A 17,269-nucleotide genomic window follows, 5' to 3' on the forward strand; every position below is an offset into this window, starting at 1 on the left:
CCTCGACGCCTGCACTCATCCACCTTTCGTCCACGCCCAACGGGAGTTCGTCATGCCTCGTACCAGCACGATCATCGGCAACAGCCACCTCGTCATCGACACGGCCATGGCCAGACCGGACGCGACGACCATCGTCGAGCGGAAGGGCCTCGGTCACCCGGACACCCTGGCCGACCACCTCGCCGAGCGGCTTTCCCGCGCCTACAGCCACCACACCGTTCAACGCTTCGGTGCCGTGCTGCACCACAACTTCGACAAGCTCGCCCTCCTCGGCGGCGCGAGCGAGGTCCGGTACGGCGCCGGCCGGATGACCTCCCCGGTCAGGGTGCTCGTCAATGGCCGTGCCGCGCCCATGTGCGGCGGGGAGCGGATTCCCGTCGAGGAGATCGTGGAGGCCGAGGTGCGGGCGTTCTTCGCCGAGCGGCTCCCCGAGGTCTCGAACTATCTCGACATCGTCTTCAACATCACCAGCAATTCGAGCCCGGGTGCCGTTCTCACCGGCGACGAGGTGCCCGACCGGACACGTTGGTTCAATCCGCGGTCGATCGAGGACCTGCGTGAGCGGCGGGTGCGGCTGTCCAACGACACCTCACTGGGTACGGGCTGGGCACCGGAGAACAGCTTCGAGTCGTTCGTCCGCGAGCTGGTGAACCACTTCTCTGGGGACAGCGAGTTCACCCGTACCCACGCCTGGTGCGGGTCGGACGTCAAGCTCATGGGCTACTGGGATGGGGAGCAGGCTGACGTCGTGCTCTGCGTCCCGCAGAAGTCGCGGTTCGTCGCCAGCCGGGCCGAGTACGTGCTCAACGCGGAGAGCGTGCTCGCCGAGTGCCACAGGCTCGCGGGCCTCCGGCTCGCTGGTGCGGAGGCGCGGTTCCGACTCAATGCGCGCGACGTACCGGAGAAGGACGAGCTGTACCTGACCTACACCGGCAGCTCGATCGAGTCCGGCGACGAAGGTGTCGTCGGCCGCGGCAACCGGGTCAACGGGCTCATCACGCCGCTGCGGCCGATGAACCTGGAAGGCGCCAACGGCAAGAACCCCGTGTATCACGTGGGCAAGCTCTACAACATCGCCGCGCGACGGCTCGCCGAGCGGCTGCACGAGGCGACCGGGGAGCACGCCGAGGTCCACTTGGTGAGTGCTACGGGGCAGCGGCTCGACCAGCCGTGGCGTGTCCTCGTCCGCCTGTCGTCTCCGGACGCTGAGGTGGACAAGGTGCAGGCCCTGGTGGAGGAGGCGCTGGGAGAGTTTCCCGCCCTCACCGACGAGCTGGTCTCCGACGGGATCGTGCTGAGCTGATGGTGAAGCGGACGCTTGGAGAGGTCTCCCCGGAGTGTCGGCGGCGCCTGATCACCCACTATGGCACCGAGGTCTCCGGGTGGCTCGACGCTGTGCCGGCTCTGCTGGATCAGGCGGCGGAGCGCTGGAAGCTCACGCTCGGCGGGTACCACGACGCCGGACACGCCTCCGTGATCGCCACGGCCGACACCCTCGACGGGCGTCCGCTGCTCCTCAAGGCATGGGCCGACCCCGCACGGTTCCACAACGAGGTGACCGCCCTGCGCCTCTGGGCGGGCGGACCCACGGCGGACGTTGTCGAGGTGGCGGACGACCTCGCCGTGGCGGCCCTGGAGATGGTCAATGGCCAGCCGGGCGGCGGCGAGCGGCCACCACGGGAGCTGCAAACGGTGGCCGCCGCCCTTCAGGGCCTCCACGCTTTCGGCCGTCTCCGTTGCCGACAGCGTGAAATGCCGCTCCTGGCCACATACCTGCACCAGGAGATTCGCCCCCGGATCTGGCGCAGATTGGAGTCGGTCGTTCTTGGCCCGTGGTGCGACCTCGCCAACGCGATGCTCCCCGAACTCATGACCTTGGAGGAGGACGACGGCCGCGCGACGGTCCTGCACGCGGACCTCTACCGCGAAAACGTGCTGTTCGACTGGCTGGGGCACCCGCGGTTCATCGATCCCCTTCCGATGGTCGGTGACGCCGTCTTCGACTGGGCCTTCTGGACCGTGTACTACGACCTTGGGCACGGCACGGACACTCGCCTGGCCACAGCCGCCCGGATCGCCCGCATCTCCGTCCCCGTGCTCGCACCGTGGTGCCGAGCCCTGGCACTGGACGGTCTCCTCTACTACCTCGAAACCGCCGATCCACGCGTGCCACGGATGGCCGACGTCCTCGCGTGGCTGTCGGCGCCAACCCCAGGGACCCGACCATGACGACTTACGTCCTCCGCCACGGGCCGACCGACTACAGCCGGCGGTATCTCGTCAACGGCGACCCGGCCAAACCCATCCACCTGAACGAGGACGGCCGACAGGCGTTGACCAGGGGATGGAGCACCTTGCCCCTCCACAGCGTGAGAACGTGGGTGGCCAGCGAATTCCCCCGCACCGAGCAGACTGCGAACCTGCTGATGGGGGTTCCCGGACCGGAACTGATCATCGATGCGCGGCTGAACGAACTCGACTACGGGGACTTCGAAGGGGGCCCGTTCCTCGAATACGCCGCATGGCTCGACGGACACAGCGCCGACGAGCGACCGCCTGGCAGTGCCGAATCGCAGAGCGAGGGCATCCGCAGGATGCTCACGGGGGTCCTCGCATCTCTGGACCACCCCGGCCCTCGCGTCCTCGTGGCCCACGGCCTACTGCTCTCCGTACTCCTGTGGCACAGCGCCCGGACTCCCGACCAGGCCATGCCCCTGTTCTTCCCCGAGGCACCGTACGTCGAGCCCATCGCCATCCCTGACGAGGAGCTGCCGGAATTCATCAGGACACTGACGAACGATCTCGAAGGCGGCGCTGAGCGCCTTGCCGCCGATAGCGGCGACAGTGGGATATTCCGGAACGGGAACAACTCGGCGGTTGCTACCGTCGATTCCGCATCCCCATCCCACTCGCAAGATCAGAAGGATCTTCCTCATGCATGATGCCCGCGCCCTGATCGACATGGGTGCCGAAGCGGTTCGTCGGCTCGCTCGTCGCGGCTACACCCTGGACCTGTCCGAGCTTGAGTCCCTCTACTCTCGGCGCAACCAGAACATCCGCTCGGCCGACGAGATGCGGGCAGAGTCCAAGCGAGTGGCGAGCGAGGTCCAGCAGACGGCCAAGCAGGGCGGCGACATCACCAAGCTCAAGGAGCGCGCCCGCGAGCTGAAGGACCAGATCCGCGAGATCGAGGCCGGCCAGGAGCAGATCGAGGCCCAGCTTCGCGACCTGCTCCTGAGCATCCCGAATCTGCCGGACGACTCGGCCCCCGACGGCGACTCCGAGGAGTTCGCCGTGGAGATCCGGCGCGTCGGCACGCCCCCCGCGTTCCCGTTCGAGCCGAAGGACCACGTCGACCTCGGCGAGGCCACCGGCATCCTCGACTTCGGCAAGGCCACGAAGCTGTCCGGCCCGCGCTTCGCGGTCTCCTGCGGGGCTGGTGCCGCCCTGGAGCGCGCCCTGGCCACGCTCTTCCTCGACCTCCACACCCGGCGGCACGGCTACGTCGAGTACGCGGTCCCCTACCTGGTCAGCCGCAAGACCATGACCGGCACCGGCCAGCTCCCGAAGTTCGAGGAAGACCTGTTCAAGACCGGCGTCGCCGACCGCGAGCTGTTCCTCATCCCGACGGCCGAGGTACCGCTGACCAACCTCTACGCCAACGAGATCATCCCCCCGGCCGAGCTGCCGCTCGCACTCACCGCGCACACCCCGTGCTTCCGGTCCGAGGCCGGCTCGTACGGCCGCGACACCCGCGGCCTGATCCGCCAGCATCAGTTCGCCAAGGTCGAGATCGTCCGCATCGTCGACCCTGCGGACGCCGACGCCGAGCTGGAGAAAATGATCGGACACGCCGAGGCGTGCCTGAAGGAACTCGGCCTCGCCTACCGCGTCATCAAGCTGGCCGCCGGCGACACGGGCTTCTCCGCCCAGCTCACCTACGACATCGAAGTCTGGATCCCGAGCCAGAACACGTACCGCGAGATCTCCTCGGTCTCCAACTTCGGCACCTTCCAGGCTCGCCGGGCGAACATCCGGACTCGTGGCGAGGACGGCAAGCCCAAGCTCGTCGCCACCCTCAACGGCTCCGGCCTGCCCATCGGCCGCACCCTGGCCGCTCTCCTTGAGCAGTGCCAGCAGCAGGACGGTTCCATCCTCCTGCCCGAATCCCTCGTCCCGTACCTCGGCTTCCGCCGGATCTCGGCGGACGGAACACCGGAGGCATAGTGCTTGTCGGCGTCTGCGACTTCCCTGGTAGCTACGCCTTTCCACCCGCCGGCTACGGCGGAATCGAACGATGGCTGTGGGCGGTCGCCACAGGCGCCCGAGCCGCAGGCGCCGACGTACACCTCCTTGGGCCGGGCTGGCTCACGGACCTGGAAGAAGACTGGGTCCGCAAGCCGGTCCGCCTGGAGGACGTCACCCCCGGAACGCTCGCCGAGCGCGAGCTACGCGACAGCGGGTACGACCTCCTGGTCGTGGGCCACGAGTACCCGTCGCTTCCGGCTTGGACCCGTACGTGGCGCGAGCTGGACTGCGACGTCGCCACGTTCCAGCACTCGCCGGTCTTCCAACACACCGCCACGGCCTTCGATGGCCAGCGGTTGCGGCTCTACTGCTACTCGCCCGAGATGATCGAGCGGTACGTTGACCACTGGCCGATCCCCGAACTCGCCGTTCACCTGGGCCTCCGCGAGGAGGAGCCTCCCGCCATCGCTGGTACCGACCTCGTCTGGCTCGGCCGGGTCGACGAGGACAAGGCCCCGCACATCGCGGTGCGGGCGGCGCAGATCCTTGGCCGTCGCATCCGGATCGTCGGTCCCGTCTTCGACGAGGAGTACGTACGCCGGCACGAGCGGCTCCTCATGGCCGACCACGTGAAGTGGATCGGGGAACTCGGCGGCCCCGACAAGACCGCCGCGATCGCCGAAGCGTCCGTCTTCGTCTACACGTACGCCCGTGCGTACGTGGAAGCCGGGGCCGCCGTCTTCGGTGAATCCCTCCGCGCCGGCACTCCCATGGCCGCTCTGACCTGGCGGGTTGGGACATGCGCCCAGGCCGCCCTGTGTGACGAGACGGGCGCGATCGCCGTCGTCGACCCGCGGGAAGACGATGAGACGGCGGCACGGAGGCTCGCCGACGCAATCGCGCAGGCGGAAGGTCTCGACCACCGCTGGGTCCAAGACATCGGGATGCGGCGCTTCGACCCGGCACGCCACTTCAAGGCGATGGCAACGCGGCCGTGCTGACCCGCGCGAAAAGCACGGCCGGAGACATCTTGGCCAAGCAGATACCGGTCGCTATGCGCACCGCGTTAGGCCCTCATTGGGAGTTCACGGGCGACGACCATCACATCGAGGTCCGCCACCCGAACCGCGGTACCCCCTACAGGCCACCACGCAAACCACCCTCTTGGAGGGACCTACTCGACTCCCTGGAGACCGGCTTCGCCCGGGCTGGGGTCGCACGTGATGCCTGCCTTCCCCTCCGTTGGGGGCGGGAGACCGAACTGACCATCTCCGCCATCCAAGCACTCGACCCACTCCTCAAGGACGGCCAACTCCGCACGTACCGAAGCGGGTTCCTTCCCCAGCCAGTCGTCCGCTTCACAGGCGAGCGCGATGCCACCGGCCACTTGAAGGACGGATTCCTGACCTCCTTCGTCAACGTTTCCCGGGTCCAACCCATAGGTGGCCTGGACGAGTACGGCGCCGTCCTTGACGGCTGGCTGACGGTCCTCTCCCAACTCGGCTTCCACGCAAGGCACCTGAGCATCAACGGCAAGCTGGCCTCGTGGCGGCGGCGACAGGTCGAGGGAATCACGCTGCGCTTCCGCCATCTGGACCGCACCCTCGGCGACATCGTCCTTCTGCGGAACACCGAACGCCCAGACCGCATGGCCGTAGACCTCGGCAGCGGCCTGGAACGCCTGGCCTGGGCCCGCACCCAAGAGCCCTGGCACCAACTGATCTACGGCAGTTTTTCTGGAGCTGCGCCACCGACCACACTGGATGCCATCCGAACCGGCACGCTCCTCCTCGGGCACGGGATCACCCCAGCCGCCCGAGGAGCGGGAGGAATCACCCGGCGGGTCATAGGCACCATCGACCGAGACGCCGCACGCCTTGGCGTCGGGGCCCTGGTACGGCACATGTACGGTTACTGGTCGATCTTCGGCGTCCTGCGCGCACCGTGGCCAGAGATCGCTCGGGCTATCGAAGAAGAGATGCGCCTGTAGGGCGCCCGGTGTCAGTTCTCCTCGCTGACAAGTGATCTTGACCAGTTGTCCGAGGACTCTGCTCACGGCGCGGCTCCGGTCGTCAGGGACGCGGCCCGAACAGAATCTGCGCGAGACGCTGCCGTACCTCTGGTCGAGCGAGTGCGTTGCCGGTACTGAAGAACGTGATGTCGCCCGAGTCACTGATGAGCTGCGGTGCGAAGTATTCAAGCCCAGGATGCTTCTGCATCACAGGGCACGTCGGTTCGTGTGGCAGGCGGTGGCCTCCCCGCCCAGCGCACGAAGTGCAGCGGCCAGTGGCGTCTCGCCGACGCCCGTCTTCAGGCAGCGGCGTCACCCAACCTTCGCCTCTGCAGTCCTGACAGACGCTGTCCTTCGCGGGGCAGGTACAAGCTTCAGTGGTTTCGGCGACCTGTGACTTCATTAGGGGACGGTAGCCAACGCGCATGGCCGGCGGTGGCAGACCCGGAGAACGGAAACACGGCGATCAAACGCACCTGGTAAACGGTCAAGATCACTCTGTAGGTTCTCACTTTCGACGTCATGTGCCGACCCTGCGACCTGGACGTTCCCCCCTCAGTCTCACGACATGTCGGCAGGCGGCTGTCTCAGAGCGGTGTCATTTGCTCGAGCTGTCCAGCCGCCTCCACCACTGTCCAGGGCGTCACGAATCTGCATCGGCAACCATCCGTTCCACCCACTCATGCACCTTCACTGCTCGCTCGATGCGGCTGAGGAGGTCCTTCTTGGACGCCGTGTCCCAAGGTCTCCGGGATCTTGTCGAAGGTGTCGGGAAGAACGTTGAGGAGACCCCAGATCTGTTCGCCGGTGCTGACGGTCAGCAGTTGCTGGCACCTCCGCTGCAGCGGCGTCTCGGGCCGGTGCGTGAGCCACTGCACGAGTGTCGGGAACAGGTAGTGCGTCGCATCTGCGGCGAGGTGCTCTCGAAGCCAGTCGACCGGGAGCCGCTGGCTGAAGCCGTGCATGGCGGCCTCCTGGGCCAGGTCCAGGAGCTGAGCGGTGTCGACGGCTCGGACGGTGCGGGGAAGGGTCGGGGCATGCCGAGATGATCCCAAGAAGCCTCCGCGGCGCCGAGAGGTCAGATTGGCCGGGACGCGATCTGCGGACGGGCAGAAGCCCAGACTTCCTCGAACTCCTCGTAGGCGAGTTGTTCGGGGTCTGGCCTTCCCATTCCGAAACGGGCAGCTCGGCTGTGATCCCGAACTTGCTGTCGTACTCACCGAGGCGGCCTGCGTCGCGGGCCCGCTGCCACTCGGCGAGGGAGGCAGCTGTGATCGGGATCAGCTCAGGCCCTTCGAGTCCGACCGCCGAGTCACCCGCGGGTGTCCGTACCGGGCCAGGGCCGCACGGGAGGAACAGTAGGGCTGGGCTCGGACATCGCCGAGTCACTGCCGTCGGTGTCGTCCGGGTACAGGCGGCGGTTGAGGAGGCGGCCGAGCGTGTGCACGGCGGTCTGGATCGCCAGGCGGTCGGCGGCCGTGAGCTGGGGGCCCAGCTGCGGGTGGTCGCTGCTCACGGCGGTCCATCCGGCGGGCTCGAAGGGATCGGGGTCGAACCTGACGCTGAAGGTCTCTCGGGAACCTGACAGGCCGAGGGTCAGCTCGACGCCGTGGATCACGGCCTGGCCCTCGCCCCCGACGGGGACGGCGGTCCGAAACGCCGTCAGATGCTCTTTGCGGGGGGTGTCCAGTTCCGCCCAGTGCTTCTGCGCGGCCTCCTGGGCAGCAGCCAGTAGCGCGAGAAGGCTCTCGCCCGCGTCCACCTTCCGGTCGGAGTTGGTGGAGTCCTCCAGCAGGATGCCGATGCGGTCCAGGGCGATGCTCAGGTGCCAGGCGGCCCAAGTCGCCCAGTCGGGCCGGCAGGTGAGCATCGCGGGCCGGACCAGGGACCATGCGTGCTGGGCGAGTTCCCGCACGGGCTCGGCGGTGAGCGGTGCGTAGGGCGGAAGGATGCCGACGCCTTCGGCTGTCTTGTCGGTGGGTTCGACGCCGCAGGCGCGCAGGTTGTCGTAGAAGGTGTCCGGTGATGGGGTCAACAGACCTGGCTCAATAGGCGCATGGAGATTGGCGAGCACTGGACATACCGAGCGAGGCCGAAGGAGCTGGGCGGCGCGGTTCGCCGGGTGGAGGTCGTTCGAGTGGGCGGCCCTGGCAGGCCGGGTTGGATCCACGTCCGGTTTCTCGATGGCGATGACGCCGGTCTGCAGGAATGGGTAAGTCCCGGCTCTCTCGTAGCACTGTGGGCGGACGTCGATACGTTCCGCGCAGATGACGCGGCGGAGTTGGCACTGGTCGAGGCGTCCCGCCACGTCCGAGGCAGCACAGCTTTCGAGGCAGCCCGCGTGATCTTCGGGTTCGTCCGTCCGAAGAACAAGTTGCGCTTGCGCCGAACGGTGGCGGACGCGGGGGTTCTGGAGCTGGGTCGACTCGACGAGACGGCACCGCTTATCGGCATTGATGCCGCCGAACTCCGCGGAGACGCCATGGTGTACGAGAACCGCCACGGAATGTGCCTGGCCGGGTGGCCGGTCACCGAGCGCGTCGCCCGCCATGTGGCCGGCCGCCTCGCCGATGAGATCCTTCCGGAGGTGGACCGCAAGCAGCAGGACATCGAGCAGGAGCGCGCCCAGCCCTCCTGGTACTCCTACAGTCGGCGGGACGATCGCAAGTTGGACGCGGAGGCGGCCGTGTTGCGGACCGTCCGGGCGTGGTGCGGCGAGGACAAGGCAGACCGCTACGACGAGTTGGTTGCCCTGCGCGCCGAGGTCATCCGGCTCGGGGAGCTGGTCGAGAAGGCGGTCAAGGCCCTACGCGACCGCGGACATGGCGTCATCGCCTCCACCATTGAGCGCGACCTTGGCGTCCATATCTCCAGCCTCGATCCTGACGTGCGTCGATAAAACCGCGCCATGGGTCCGGCTCCGGCTTGGGTGGCGCGAGCTGTGGCGGAGGCTCCTCTTTCTCCGGCCAGTGCGGATGCCAGCCGTTGAGGAACGGTCGCAGTTGGTCTCTCGTGGGCTCTGCGTGGAAGTCGAGAGAAGCCAAGCCCTGGCCGTTCATGGTGGGGTCGAGCCGGTCGGCTTCTGCCTTCCCCCAAGCCGACCACTCATGCAGCCTCTCGGCTTCGAGGGCGTCTTCCGACGCGGCGGCGGCTTCATCCAGAGCGGCGCAGAACGCCCGCATCTCACCGCCACTGCTCAAGGGCCGTGGCGAAGTGCTCGGTCCGTACTGCGTGGACCGCCTTGGTCGAAGCCGCGCTGACGGCGGCCTCCCACTCCCGACGCTCGCGCTCCTCCCGCTCCGCTTCCAGTCGTCGGCGCTCTGCCTCCTGCCGCTTTCGTTCCTCTCGCAGACGCTGCTGCTCCGCCTCACGTTCCAGCCGAGCCCGCTCCTGCTGCTCCGCGCGCGCCTTCAACGCCCGGAAGACCGAACCGATCTGCTCCTCCAAGGGCTTCTTGGCGGTGTCGGCCCACTCCTTCTTCCAGCTGTGGCCGTAGCCGTAGCCCGAGCGCTGGCCGACCACCAGCTCCAGCTCGCCGGACGGCTCGAACTTGTGCGCCGGGGTGACCCGCTGCCAGTCGTACGTACGTCGGCCGGGCTGCTTGGGTACGTACCGGACCTGCTTCTGCCGTTCACGGAAGCTGATCTCGTACGTCCTGCCGTGGACGGTGAGCAATGGCCTGGGCTGCTTGCGCTTCTTGGACACTGCGATCTCGCCGTACCGTGCGAGCGCCTGCTCGGCGAGGAGCCGGAGCAGCGTGAGCACTCTCGGCAGGACCTCCTCGGAGATCTCGAAGGCGCTGTGGTCCGCGGTGACTGCGGCGAGCACGTCCTCGACGTCGGTGATCACACGGCTGCGTGCCAGGCGGATACCGGTTCCACTCGGTGTCGTGCTCACCGGTCACCCGGAGCAGGCCGAGGAAGAAATCGCCCTTCGCTCGCCCGCTGTACTTCAGGTGGTATCCCTCCGGAGCGCACTGCCGCGCCGCGTCGAAGGCCCTGCGATAGCGAGCCCGATCCTCGTCGCTGGGGTCCGGGATCCGAAGGAATCGCCCGGCTTCCTGCACCTGTGCGATCAGCGCCGCCCCGATTTCCGCTGGTGACGGGCGCGGGGGTTTCACGGCTCGCTGCGCGGCCGGCTTCGTCTCCGCCGAGGGAGCGGCATCCTGCTGAGGGCGAGGGGCAGTCGGCGCCTTGGCTTCAGGCGCCGGCGAACGAGGCTTGCGTGGAGCTGGCTCCGGGCGGTCAGGATGGTGACCGTGCTCCAGGTAGTAGCGTCCCGCGTCGGTGATCTCCGCCTGCCACTTCCCATTCCTTCTGGGCATAGTAATCAAGCCGCAGTCCTTGAGCGCACGGGCCGTGGTGGCGAGCTCGGGGCTGTCCGATGTGACGGGGTCAGTTCCGTCCCCGATGCGAGTGAGGAGTGCGAACTGCCGGTCATTTAACGGAGACCATGGGTGCATGGCGATCGTCGTACCGTCTGTGTTCGCCCCGGCACAAGCTCTGCGCAGTGATCCCTCCTGCACGCTCGTGTGCCGACGTCCTTGAGCAGCCACCACCACTCGCTGGAAGTCGGTGCGGCACCGAGACCGCGTGCCGGCGCGCTGGGTTAGGCGACGCCTTCCTCTTGCACCACGTCAGCGATCTGCTGTGCGATCTCCTCGATGGAGTAGTCGCTGGTGCTCATCGCCACCTTGTCTGCGAGGGAGGGACTGTAGCGCCGGACATCATCAGCACTCAGGTTGTGCCAGATCGGCAGGAGCGACTGCTCGCCAGCCACGTTGCGGGTGACGAGTCCGTCGAGTTCGTGGTTGGTCCAGCCCTTGGCGAAGAAGGGTTCCGAGAGCACGACGATTCCGTATCGGCTTGCCCTGATCCCTTCATCGATCTTGCGGCGGAGGCTATGGCCGATCCGCATTTGGGCTTCGTCGAGCCAGACAGTCACACCCAGCTTGGTCAGTGCATCTCGAAGGGGTCTGGCAACAGCTCCTTTGTCCTCGGACGCGTGGGAGATGAAGACATCCCAGGTCTGGCCCCCCAGCACGTCTCCGGCAGGCTCCTCCGGCTCATGGACTGCGACGGAGCGGGCCGGGTTGCCCTGTGGTTCCTGGGCCGGGGGCAGGAAACCCCGCGGAGGCGGTTGGATCTGGACAGAAGCGGCGATACGACCGGAATAGCCGCCCAGGTCGATGGCTACGACCCAGTGTCCGTTGCTGGGGATGGTGATCTGGTGAGGAGAGCGAGTGACACGACCGCCCAGGTATCTATACCTCCTCCCCGACTTGTACTTGCTGTACTCGCTGCGCATCATCACCTGGACGTTGGCTTGGTTGCGCAAGGTGACGATGACCGTGGAACCTCTCTTGAGGTTGCCGAGGTCTTTGTAGAGGTGGTCCACGGGTGCTCCTGGGGACGTGCGGCTGAGCACGTCTCAGGGTAAGGACCGCCACTGACAATCGGAGGGTGATGTTGCCTGAAGCAGGGTGGAAGCCCCTGCCGGCTGGACGCTCGACTTCCGTCAGGCACGAGTCATTCTTGGCAGTGCTCGTGGGAGCCGCCCGGGAGCCGGATCCCGAACTCGGCTCCCAAATGGCTCCCAGAAGGGCCCCCGGAACCACTCAGGGGCCCGACCCGCTGAGCGGATCAGGCCCCTGACCTGGTGTTTCAACTGTCGGGGTGGCGGGATTTGAACCCACGACCTCTTCGTCCCGAACGAAGCGCGCTGCCAAGCTGCGCTACACCCCGATGTCGCTGCTGTCGCGGCGACGACGTTTACTTTAGCCCACTGGTGGCTAGAGACGAAATCCGGTTTTCCAGGGGTGGTGGAGGGGGTTCGGGCGGGCGTGGTCGAGGGCCACGAGGAGGATCGCCAGGGCGTAGAAGGAGAGGCCGAGGAGGAGCGCGTTGCCGAGGACCTTCTTGTAGCCGTCCTGGTCGACGTCCAGGAAGGGGTAGAGGTAGCGGTCGGCGGTGCCCGGGAGGAGCAGCTCGCCTCGGATGAGGGAGAAGGCCAGGTAGGCCAGGGGGTAGAGCAGCCACGTGCCGGCCTGGCGCAGGTGCAGGCGGCCGGGGGTCGTGAGCAGGAGCCAGTCCAGTACGGCCGCGATCGGGGTGAGCGTGTGGAGGGTGTGGTGGGCGACGGCCTGCCAGCCCGTCGGAGCTGCCGCGGCCTCGCCCGTGAGGGAGAACGGGCTCGCCTCGTTCGCCAGGAGCAGGTGGTGCACCAGGGCCGTGATGACGACGTAGAGCAGGGTCGCGCCCAGGACGGCTCCTGGCAGTGGGCGGCCGGCCGACCATGCTCGGCGGGCCGAGAGGGTCATGACCAGTGCGAGGAGGATGTTGCTCTGGACCGCGAAGTGGCCGAGGGTCCGGGACGCGTCGCCCAGGAGTATTTCGACCGTCACGCTCGCGGTTGCCGCGAGGGCGACCAGCAGGCGGAAGGCCGCGGCCACCGGGCGGCGGACCGGGGTGATGACGGCCGTGGCGGGGACGGGGGAGGGCTTCAGCGCGGGCTTGCCCGGAATCGCGGGGAGATCCGGTATGTCCCGGGGTATCGGGGCGGTCATGCCGTCACGCTGACAGAAGCGGACACAGTGGGCGATTTTGGGCGGGCTGTGTGGGTTAATGGGCCGGCGCAGGCCCGCCCCGTCCGGGTCCTGCCGATGGGCAGGCGCTGCCCGCTACTCCCGCCCCACCAGCGTCAGCAACGTCGCCTCCGGCGGGCACGCGAACCGTACCGGTGTGTAGCGGTTCGTGCCGCAGCCCGCCGAGACGTGCAGGTACGACGTACGACCCTCCGCCGTGTGCGTGGACAGGCCCTTCACGCGGTCCGTGTCCAGGTCGCAGTTGGTGACCAGGGCGCCGTAGAAGGGAACGCACACCTGGCCGCCGTGGGTGTGGCCGGCCAGGATCAAGGGGTAGCCGTCGGCAGTGAAGGCGTCCAGCGCGCGCAGGTACGGCGCGTGGACCACGCCCATGGAGAAATCGGCCGAGTCCGACGGGCCGCCGGCCACCTGCTCGTAGCGGTCCCGCTTGATGTGCGGGTCGTCCAGGCCTGTCAGCTCCAGCGAGACGCCGTCGACCTTGAGCGTGCCTCGTGTGTTGGTCAGGTTCAGCCAGCCCGCCGCGTCGAAGGCGTCCCGCATGTCCTCCCACGGGATGTGCGCCACGCCCACGGCCGGCGGGTTGCCGTTCAGGCCGTGGCGGCCCTGCACCCTTTCCCACAGGTAGAGGGCGGGGTTGCGGAACCTCGGGCCGTAGTAGTCGTTGGAGCCGAAGACGTACGCGCCCGGGAACTCCATCAGGGGGCCGAGCGCGTCCAGGACCTCCGGGATGCCCCCCGCGTCGGAGAGGTTGTCACCCGTGTTGATCACGAAGTCGGGGCGCAGGCCCGCCAGGGAACGCAGCCAGCGCTGCTTCTTGCGCTGGCCGCTGACCATGTGGATGTCGGAGACCTGCAGCACGCGCAGGGGGCGCATTCCCGAGGGCAGGACCGGGACGGTGACCCGGCGGAGGCGGAAGGAGCGGGCCTCGAAGCCCGCCGAGTACAACAGACCGGCGGCACCAGCCGCCGCGATTCCCAGGGGGACTCCGTATCGCGCGCGCATACGTCCATCCTGTCAGACCGCGCCGGTCGTCTCCGCCGGGCGGTGCTCCGAAATCCCCTGACGTCCCCGGCCCTTCAGCCGTCCGTTGACGCACGACCTCGCAAATGAAGGGGCGCCTGCCCGCCCGCACCTGCGACAATCAACCTCATGACCACGCTCAAGTCGAAGCTGCAGGACGACCTCAACGCCGCGATCAAGGAGCGCGACGAGCTCCGCTCCTCGACGCTCCGGCTGACCCTCGCCGCGATCACCAAGGAGGAGGTCGCGGGCAAGGAGAAGCGCGAGCTCTCCGACGACGAGGTGCAGAAGGTGATCACCCGGGAGGCGAAGAAGCGCCGTGAGGCGGCCGAGGCCTTCGCGCAGGGTGGTCGCGCCGAGAGTGCGGAGCGGGAGAAGGCGGAGGGCGAGGTGCTCGCCGCGTACCTGCCGAAGCAGCTCAGTGACGACGAGCTGAACCGGATCGTCGCCCAGGCCGTCGAGGAGGCCAAGGCGGCCGGGGCGGAGGGGCCGCGGGCCATGGGTGCGGTCATGAAGATCGTGAACCCGAAGGTCGCGGGCCAGGCCGAGGGCGGCCGCGTCGCCGCTGCCGTGAAGAAGACCCTCGCGGGCTAGGGGCGACCCGGATACCCGCTGGCCGCTTGGTTCCGCGGTCGCCCGGACCCTGGTCGCCCGGACCGCGGCCGCCCGGCAACTCGGTCACGCGGACGCCTGGCCACCCGGACGCCCGCCACCCCGGCCACCCAGACGCGGGAGTGTGATTTCCGAAACCCCGCCCTGGGGCGGGTGTACCGTCAGCCGACTCTGAACCTTTGTTCGAATCGAGGGTGGGATGACTGGGTCGAGACGGTCGATCGTGTACAACGACCGGACCGTCGCGTACGACTCGATCGGCTGGCAGCACTGCGGCTGACAAACACGCGGCCCCTTCCCGCCGTACGAAGATCTCCGTACGGCGGGAAGGGGCCGTCCGCGTTCAAGGCGCCGCCTCGGCCGCCTCGGCCGCCTCAGCCTCGTCAGGCGTCAGCCGAGTCAGCCGCGCCCCCCGTTCCCGTTACCCCCGTTGCCCTGGCCCCGGAAGAACCCCTCCGGGATGGAGAACGAAGGAGTCGGGAAGGTCTCGTCGCCCCCGCCGCCGTTGTTGCCGCCGACCAGGCCGCCGATGAAGCCGTCGTTGTCGTCGTCGCCGTTGTCCCCGCCGTCGCGGCCCTCGTCGTCGCCGTCACCGCGGTCCCGGTCGACGCCGGCGGGGATGTGGACGGTGTTGAAGTTCTCGACGGGCTTGCCCTCCAGGGCGCCGGTCATCATGTCGCCCCAGATCGGCCCGGGGACCTCGCCACCGAACACCTTGTCGTACGGGACGCCGCCGATGTTGATGCCGACCATCTTCCGCTTGTGCGCGGGGTCGCCGACCCACACGGCACCGGCCAGGTTCGGCGTGTAACCCACGAACCAGGCCGCGTAGCGCTCGTCCGTCGTACCGGTCTTACCGGCGCTGGGGCGGCTGCCGAGGCCGGCCTTCTTGCCCGTACCGTCCTCGACGACGCCCCGCAGCAGCGTGTTGATGGTGTCGGCGGTCTTCTCCGACATCGCGCGCGAGCAGGTCGACTTCGGGACCGGGAGCGACTTCTTGCTGTCGCCGACGCGCTGGCTGATCGACTCGATGGCGACCGGCGTGCAGTACATGCCGCGCGAGGCGAACGTGGCGTACGCGTTCGCCATGGTCAGCGGGGACATCTCCTGGGTGCCGAGGGCGATGGAGGGCACCTGGGGCATCTTGTTGCCGTCGGCCCGCTCGACGCCCATCTTCTTCGCCATCTTCGTCACCGGGCAGATGCCGATGTCGCTGATCATCTGCACGTAGTAGGTGTTGACCGACTTGGCGGTCGCCTCCCGCATGTCGTACGGACCGACCTCGGACCTGTTCTCGTTGGCGACCTTGGCGGGGTTGTTCGGATCGTTCTTCCAGGTCCTGCCGTTGCAGACCGCGACCGGGCTCGGGTACTGCATTTCGTACGGCGAGGGGTACACCTTGTTCGCCGGCATGCCGTCCTCGAGGGCCGCGGCGGCCACGATCGGCTTGAACGTCGAACCGGGCTGGTAGCCGACACCGCCGCCCATGTCGTCGTTGACGGACAGGTTGAGGGTCGTCTGGCCCTTCTTGATGTCGACGCCGTACGGACGCGACTGGCCCATCGCGACGATCTTCCCGGTGCCGGGTTCCACGAGGGTGGCCGCGGTCGCCACGTCGTCGCTCGTGTAGACGTGGTCCTTGATCGACCGCTGCGCCGACTTCTGGGCCTGCGGGTCGAGGGTGGTGCGGATCGTCAGGCCGCCCTGGTTCCAGACCTTCGCCCGCGCCTCCTTGGTCTTGCCGAAGACCGGGTCGTTCAGGAAGACCTCGCGCACGTAGTCGCAGAAGAAGCCCGCACCCTTGACCGCCGTGATGCAGCCGTTCTTGGGCTTGCTGACCTTCAGGCCCAGCGGCGCCTTCATCGCTTCGGCGGCCTGCGCCCGGGAGATGTCGCCGACGTCGGCCATGCGCCGGAGCACGGTGTTGCGGCGCTTGGTGGCCTCCGCCTCGTCGTTGACCGGGTCGTACCGGCTGGGCGACTGGACGATGCCGGCGAGGAGGGCCGCCTCCTGCACGTTCAGGTCCTTGGCGGACTTGGAGAAGTAGCGCCGGGCCGCGGCCTCGATGCCGTAGGCCTGCTGGCCGAAGAACGTGATGTTCAGGTAGTTCTCGAGGATCTTCTTCTTCCCGAGCTCCTCCTCGACCTGGATCGCGTACTTCAGTTCGCGGATCTTGCGGCCGATGGTCTGCTGGGTGGCCTGCGCGACCTTCGTCGGGTCGTCGCCGGCCTCCTCGACGAAGACGTTCTTCACATACTGCTGCGTCAGGGTCGAGGCGCCCTGGGCGACCTCACCGCTGCGCGCGTTCTTGTTGAGGGCCCGCAGCACGCCCTTCAGGTCGACCGCGCCGTGCTGGTAGAAGCGCGAGTCCTCGATCGCGACGATCGCCTTCTGCATGTACGGCGAGATGTCCTTGAGGGGGACCACCGTGCGGTCGCGCGAGTAGACCGTGGCGATCTGGCCGCCGTCGGCGTCGAGGATCGTGGTGCGCTGGCTCAGGGGCGGGGTCTTCATGGTGGCCGGGAGTTCGTCGAAGCTCTCGACCGATCCCTTCGCCGCCAGCCCCAGCGCGCCCACCGCGGGCAGCGCGATACCGGCCAGCACGGCTCCCGCGAGAACACTGACACCGAGGAACTTGGCGGCCTGTTGCGTGGGAGACAGACCACCGCCCGAGCGCTTCTTTGGCATGAGAGCAGCCTACGTTCTCATTCGCCGGACAGGCGTATAGGCCTTGGCCTAAGCTGCTCTTAACTGTCACGGCAGTGAGGCCACGT

At 67.8% G+C, this 17,269-nt stretch carries 15 protein-coding genes, 1 tRNA gene and 2 pseudogenes; 9 read left to right on the plus strand and 9 right to left on the minus strand.

Annotation, left to right across the window (positions count from 1 at the left end):
* The first annotated feature begins 52 nt into the window (after positions 1-52).
* From AC07F0_RS06045 to AC07F0_RS06070, 6 genes are read left to right on the plus strand one after another with little or no spacing between them, the layout of a single operon-like run.
* Entirely contained in the window at positions 53-1,303 is a 1,251-nt protein-coding gene (locus AC07F0_RS06045; protein WP_478974792.1) for a methionine adenosyltransferase, read from the plus strand.
* Positions 1,303-2,229 (plus strand): aminoglycoside phosphotransferase family protein, encoded by a 927-nt coding sequence (locus AC07F0_RS06050; protein WP_478974795.1) that lies wholly within the window; start codon positions 1,303-1,305, stop codon positions 2,227-2,229. The genes AC07F0_RS06045 and AC07F0_RS06050 overlap by 1 nt, the downstream gene beginning before the upstream one ends.
* Entirely contained in the window at positions 2,226-2,942 is a 717-nt protein-coding gene (locus AC07F0_RS06055; RefSeq protein WP_478974798.1) for a histidine phosphatase family protein, read from the plus strand. The genes AC07F0_RS06050 and AC07F0_RS06055 overlap by 4 nt, the downstream gene beginning before the upstream one ends.
* Complete coding sequence (gene serS, locus AC07F0_RS06060; RefSeq protein WP_478974801.1) at positions 2,935-4,227, plus strand: serine--tRNA ligase; 1,293 nt, start codon at positions 2,935-2,937, stop codon at positions 4,225-4,227. Before AC07F0_RS06055 ends, serS begins: the two co-directional genes overlap by 8 nt.
* Positions 4,227-5,249, plus strand: a complete 1,023-nt coding sequence (locus AC07F0_RS06065; RefSeq protein ID WP_478974803.1) for a glycosyltransferase — start codon at positions 4,227-4,229, stop codon at positions 5,247-5,249. The genes serS and AC07F0_RS06065 overlap by 1 nt, the downstream gene beginning before the upstream one ends.
* A 29-nt stretch (positions 5,250-5,278) precedes the next feature.
* A complete protein-coding gene (locus tag AC07F0_RS06070) occupies positions 5,279-6,238 on the plus strand; it encodes a hypothetical protein (protein ID WP_478974806.1) in 960 nt (319 codons plus the stop codon).
* 664 nt (positions 6,239-6,902) lie between these two features.
* Here AC07F0_RS06070 and AC07F0_RS06075 read toward each other — a convergent pair.
* From AC07F0_RS06075 to AC07F0_RS06085, 3 genes and pseudogenes are all read right to left on the minus strand, one after another.
* Positions 6,903-7,314 (minus strand): annotated as a pseudogene (locus AC07F0_RS06075) (hypothetical protein).
* A gap of 23 nt (positions 7,315-7,337) precedes the next feature.
* Positions 7,338-7,564, minus strand: a pseudogene (locus AC07F0_RS06080) (hypothetical protein); the annotation flags it as partial.
* Between the two features lie 7 nt (positions 7,565-7,571).
* Positions 7,572-8,294 (minus strand): hypothetical protein, encoded by a 723-nt coding sequence (locus AC07F0_RS06085; protein WP_478974808.1) that lies wholly within the window; start codon positions 8,292-8,294, stop codon positions 7,572-7,574.
* 21 nt (positions 8,295-8,315) lie between these two features.
* Between AC07F0_RS06085 and AC07F0_RS06090 the strand changes: the two genes are divergently transcribed.
* Positions 8,316-9,158, plus strand: coding sequence for a PE-PGRS family protein (locus AC07F0_RS06090; protein WP_478974811.1), 843 nt, complete (start codon positions 8,316-8,318; stop codon positions 9,156-9,158).
* A gap of 284 nt (positions 9,159-9,442) precedes the next feature.
* On the opposite strand, the gene AC07F0_RS06095 is transcribed toward AC07F0_RS06090, so the two are convergent.
* Complete coding sequence (locus tag AC07F0_RS06095; protein ID WP_478974814.1) at positions 9,443-10,156, minus strand: hypothetical protein; 714 nt, start codon at positions 10,154-10,156, stop codon at positions 9,443-9,445.
* Between AC07F0_RS06095 and AC07F0_RS06100 the strand changes: the two genes are divergently transcribed.
* A complete protein-coding gene (locus AC07F0_RS06100; RefSeq protein WP_478974817.1) occupies positions 10,149-10,361 on the plus strand; it encodes a hypothetical protein in 213 nt (70 codons plus the stop codon). The genes AC07F0_RS06095 and AC07F0_RS06100 overlap by 8 nt on opposite strands.
* 506 nt (positions 10,362-10,867) lie before the next feature.
* Here the strand turns inward: AC07F0_RS06100 and AC07F0_RS06105 are convergent.
* From AC07F0_RS06105 to AC07F0_RS06120, 4 genes are all read right to left on the minus strand, one after another.
* On the minus strand, positions 10,868-11,656 hold the full coding sequence (locus tag AC07F0_RS06105) for a DUF1883 domain-containing protein (RefSeq protein ID WP_478974820.1): 789 nt from the start codon (positions 11,654-11,656) through the stop codon (positions 10,868-10,870).
* Positions 11,657-11,929: 273 nt separating this feature from the next.
* Positions 11,930-12,003: transfer RNA gene (locus AC07F0_RS06110), tRNA-Pro, on the minus strand.
* Between the two features lie 47 nt (positions 12,004-12,050).
* A complete protein-coding gene (locus AC07F0_RS06115) occupies positions 12,051-12,824 on the minus strand; it encodes a Pr6Pr family membrane protein (RefSeq protein WP_478974823.1) in 774 nt (257 codons plus the stop codon).
* Positions 12,825-12,938: 114 nt separating this feature from the next.
* Positions 12,939-13,865: a metallophosphoesterase gene (locus AC07F0_RS06120; protein WP_478974825.1), complete on the minus strand. Its 927-nt coding sequence runs from the start codon at positions 13,863-13,865 to the stop codon at positions 12,939-12,941.
* A gap of 147 nt (positions 13,866-14,012) precedes the next feature.
* Between AC07F0_RS06120 and AC07F0_RS06125 the strand changes: the two genes are divergently transcribed.
* Entirely contained in the window at positions 14,013-14,477 is a 465-nt protein-coding gene (locus tag AC07F0_RS06125; RefSeq protein ID WP_391086177.1) for a GatB/YqeY domain-containing protein, read from the plus strand.
* Between the two features lie 417 nt (positions 14,478-14,894).
* On the opposite strand, the gene AC07F0_RS06130 is transcribed toward AC07F0_RS06125, so the two are convergent.
* Positions 14,895-17,183, minus strand: a complete 2,289-nt coding sequence (locus AC07F0_RS06130) for a transglycosylase domain-containing protein (RefSeq protein ID WP_478974828.1) — start codon at positions 17,181-17,183, stop codon at positions 14,895-14,897.
* Positions 17,184-17,269 lie beyond the last annotated feature (86 nt).

The sequence above is a fragment of the Streptomyces sp. NPDC045955 genome (assembly GCF_056430805.1).

Bases quoted from the DNA above. Each gene is read 5' to 3' on its own strand.
- AC07F0_RS06045 (WP_478974792.1), top strand. From the start codon at position 53: ATGCCTCGTACCAGCACGATCATCGGCAACAGCCACCTCGTCATCGAC.
- AC07F0_RS06050 (WP_478974795.1), top strand. From the start codon at position 1,303: ATGGTGAAGCGGACGCTTGGAGAGGTCTCCCCGGAGTGTCGGCGGCGC.
- AC07F0_RS06055 (WP_478974798.1), top strand. From the start codon at position 2,226: ATGACGACTTACGTCCTCCGCCACGGGCCGACCGACTACAGCCGGCGG.
- serS (WP_478974801.1), top strand. From the start codon at position 2,935: ATGCATGATGCCCGCGCCCTGATCGACATGGGTGCCGAAGCGGTTCGT.
- AC07F0_RS06090 (WP_478974811.1), top strand. From the start codon at position 8,316: ATGGAGATTGGCGAGCACTGGACATACCGAGCGAGGCCGAAGGAGCTG.
- AC07F0_RS06115 (WP_478974823.1), bottom strand. From the start codon at position 12,824: ATGACCGCCCCGATACCCCGGGACATACCGGATCTCCCCGCGATTCCG.
- AC07F0_RS06120 (WP_478974825.1), bottom strand. From the start codon at position 13,865: ATGCGCGCGCGATACGGAGTCCCCCTGGGAATCGCGGCGGCTGGTGCC.
- AC07F0_RS06125 (WP_391086177.1), top strand. From the start codon at position 14,013: ATGACCACGCTCAAGTCGAAGCTGCAGGACGACCTCAACGCCGCGATC.
- AC07F0_RS06130 (WP_478974828.1), bottom strand. From the start codon at position 17,183: ATGCCAAAGAAGCGCTCGGGCGGTGGTCTGTCTCCCACGCAACAGGCC.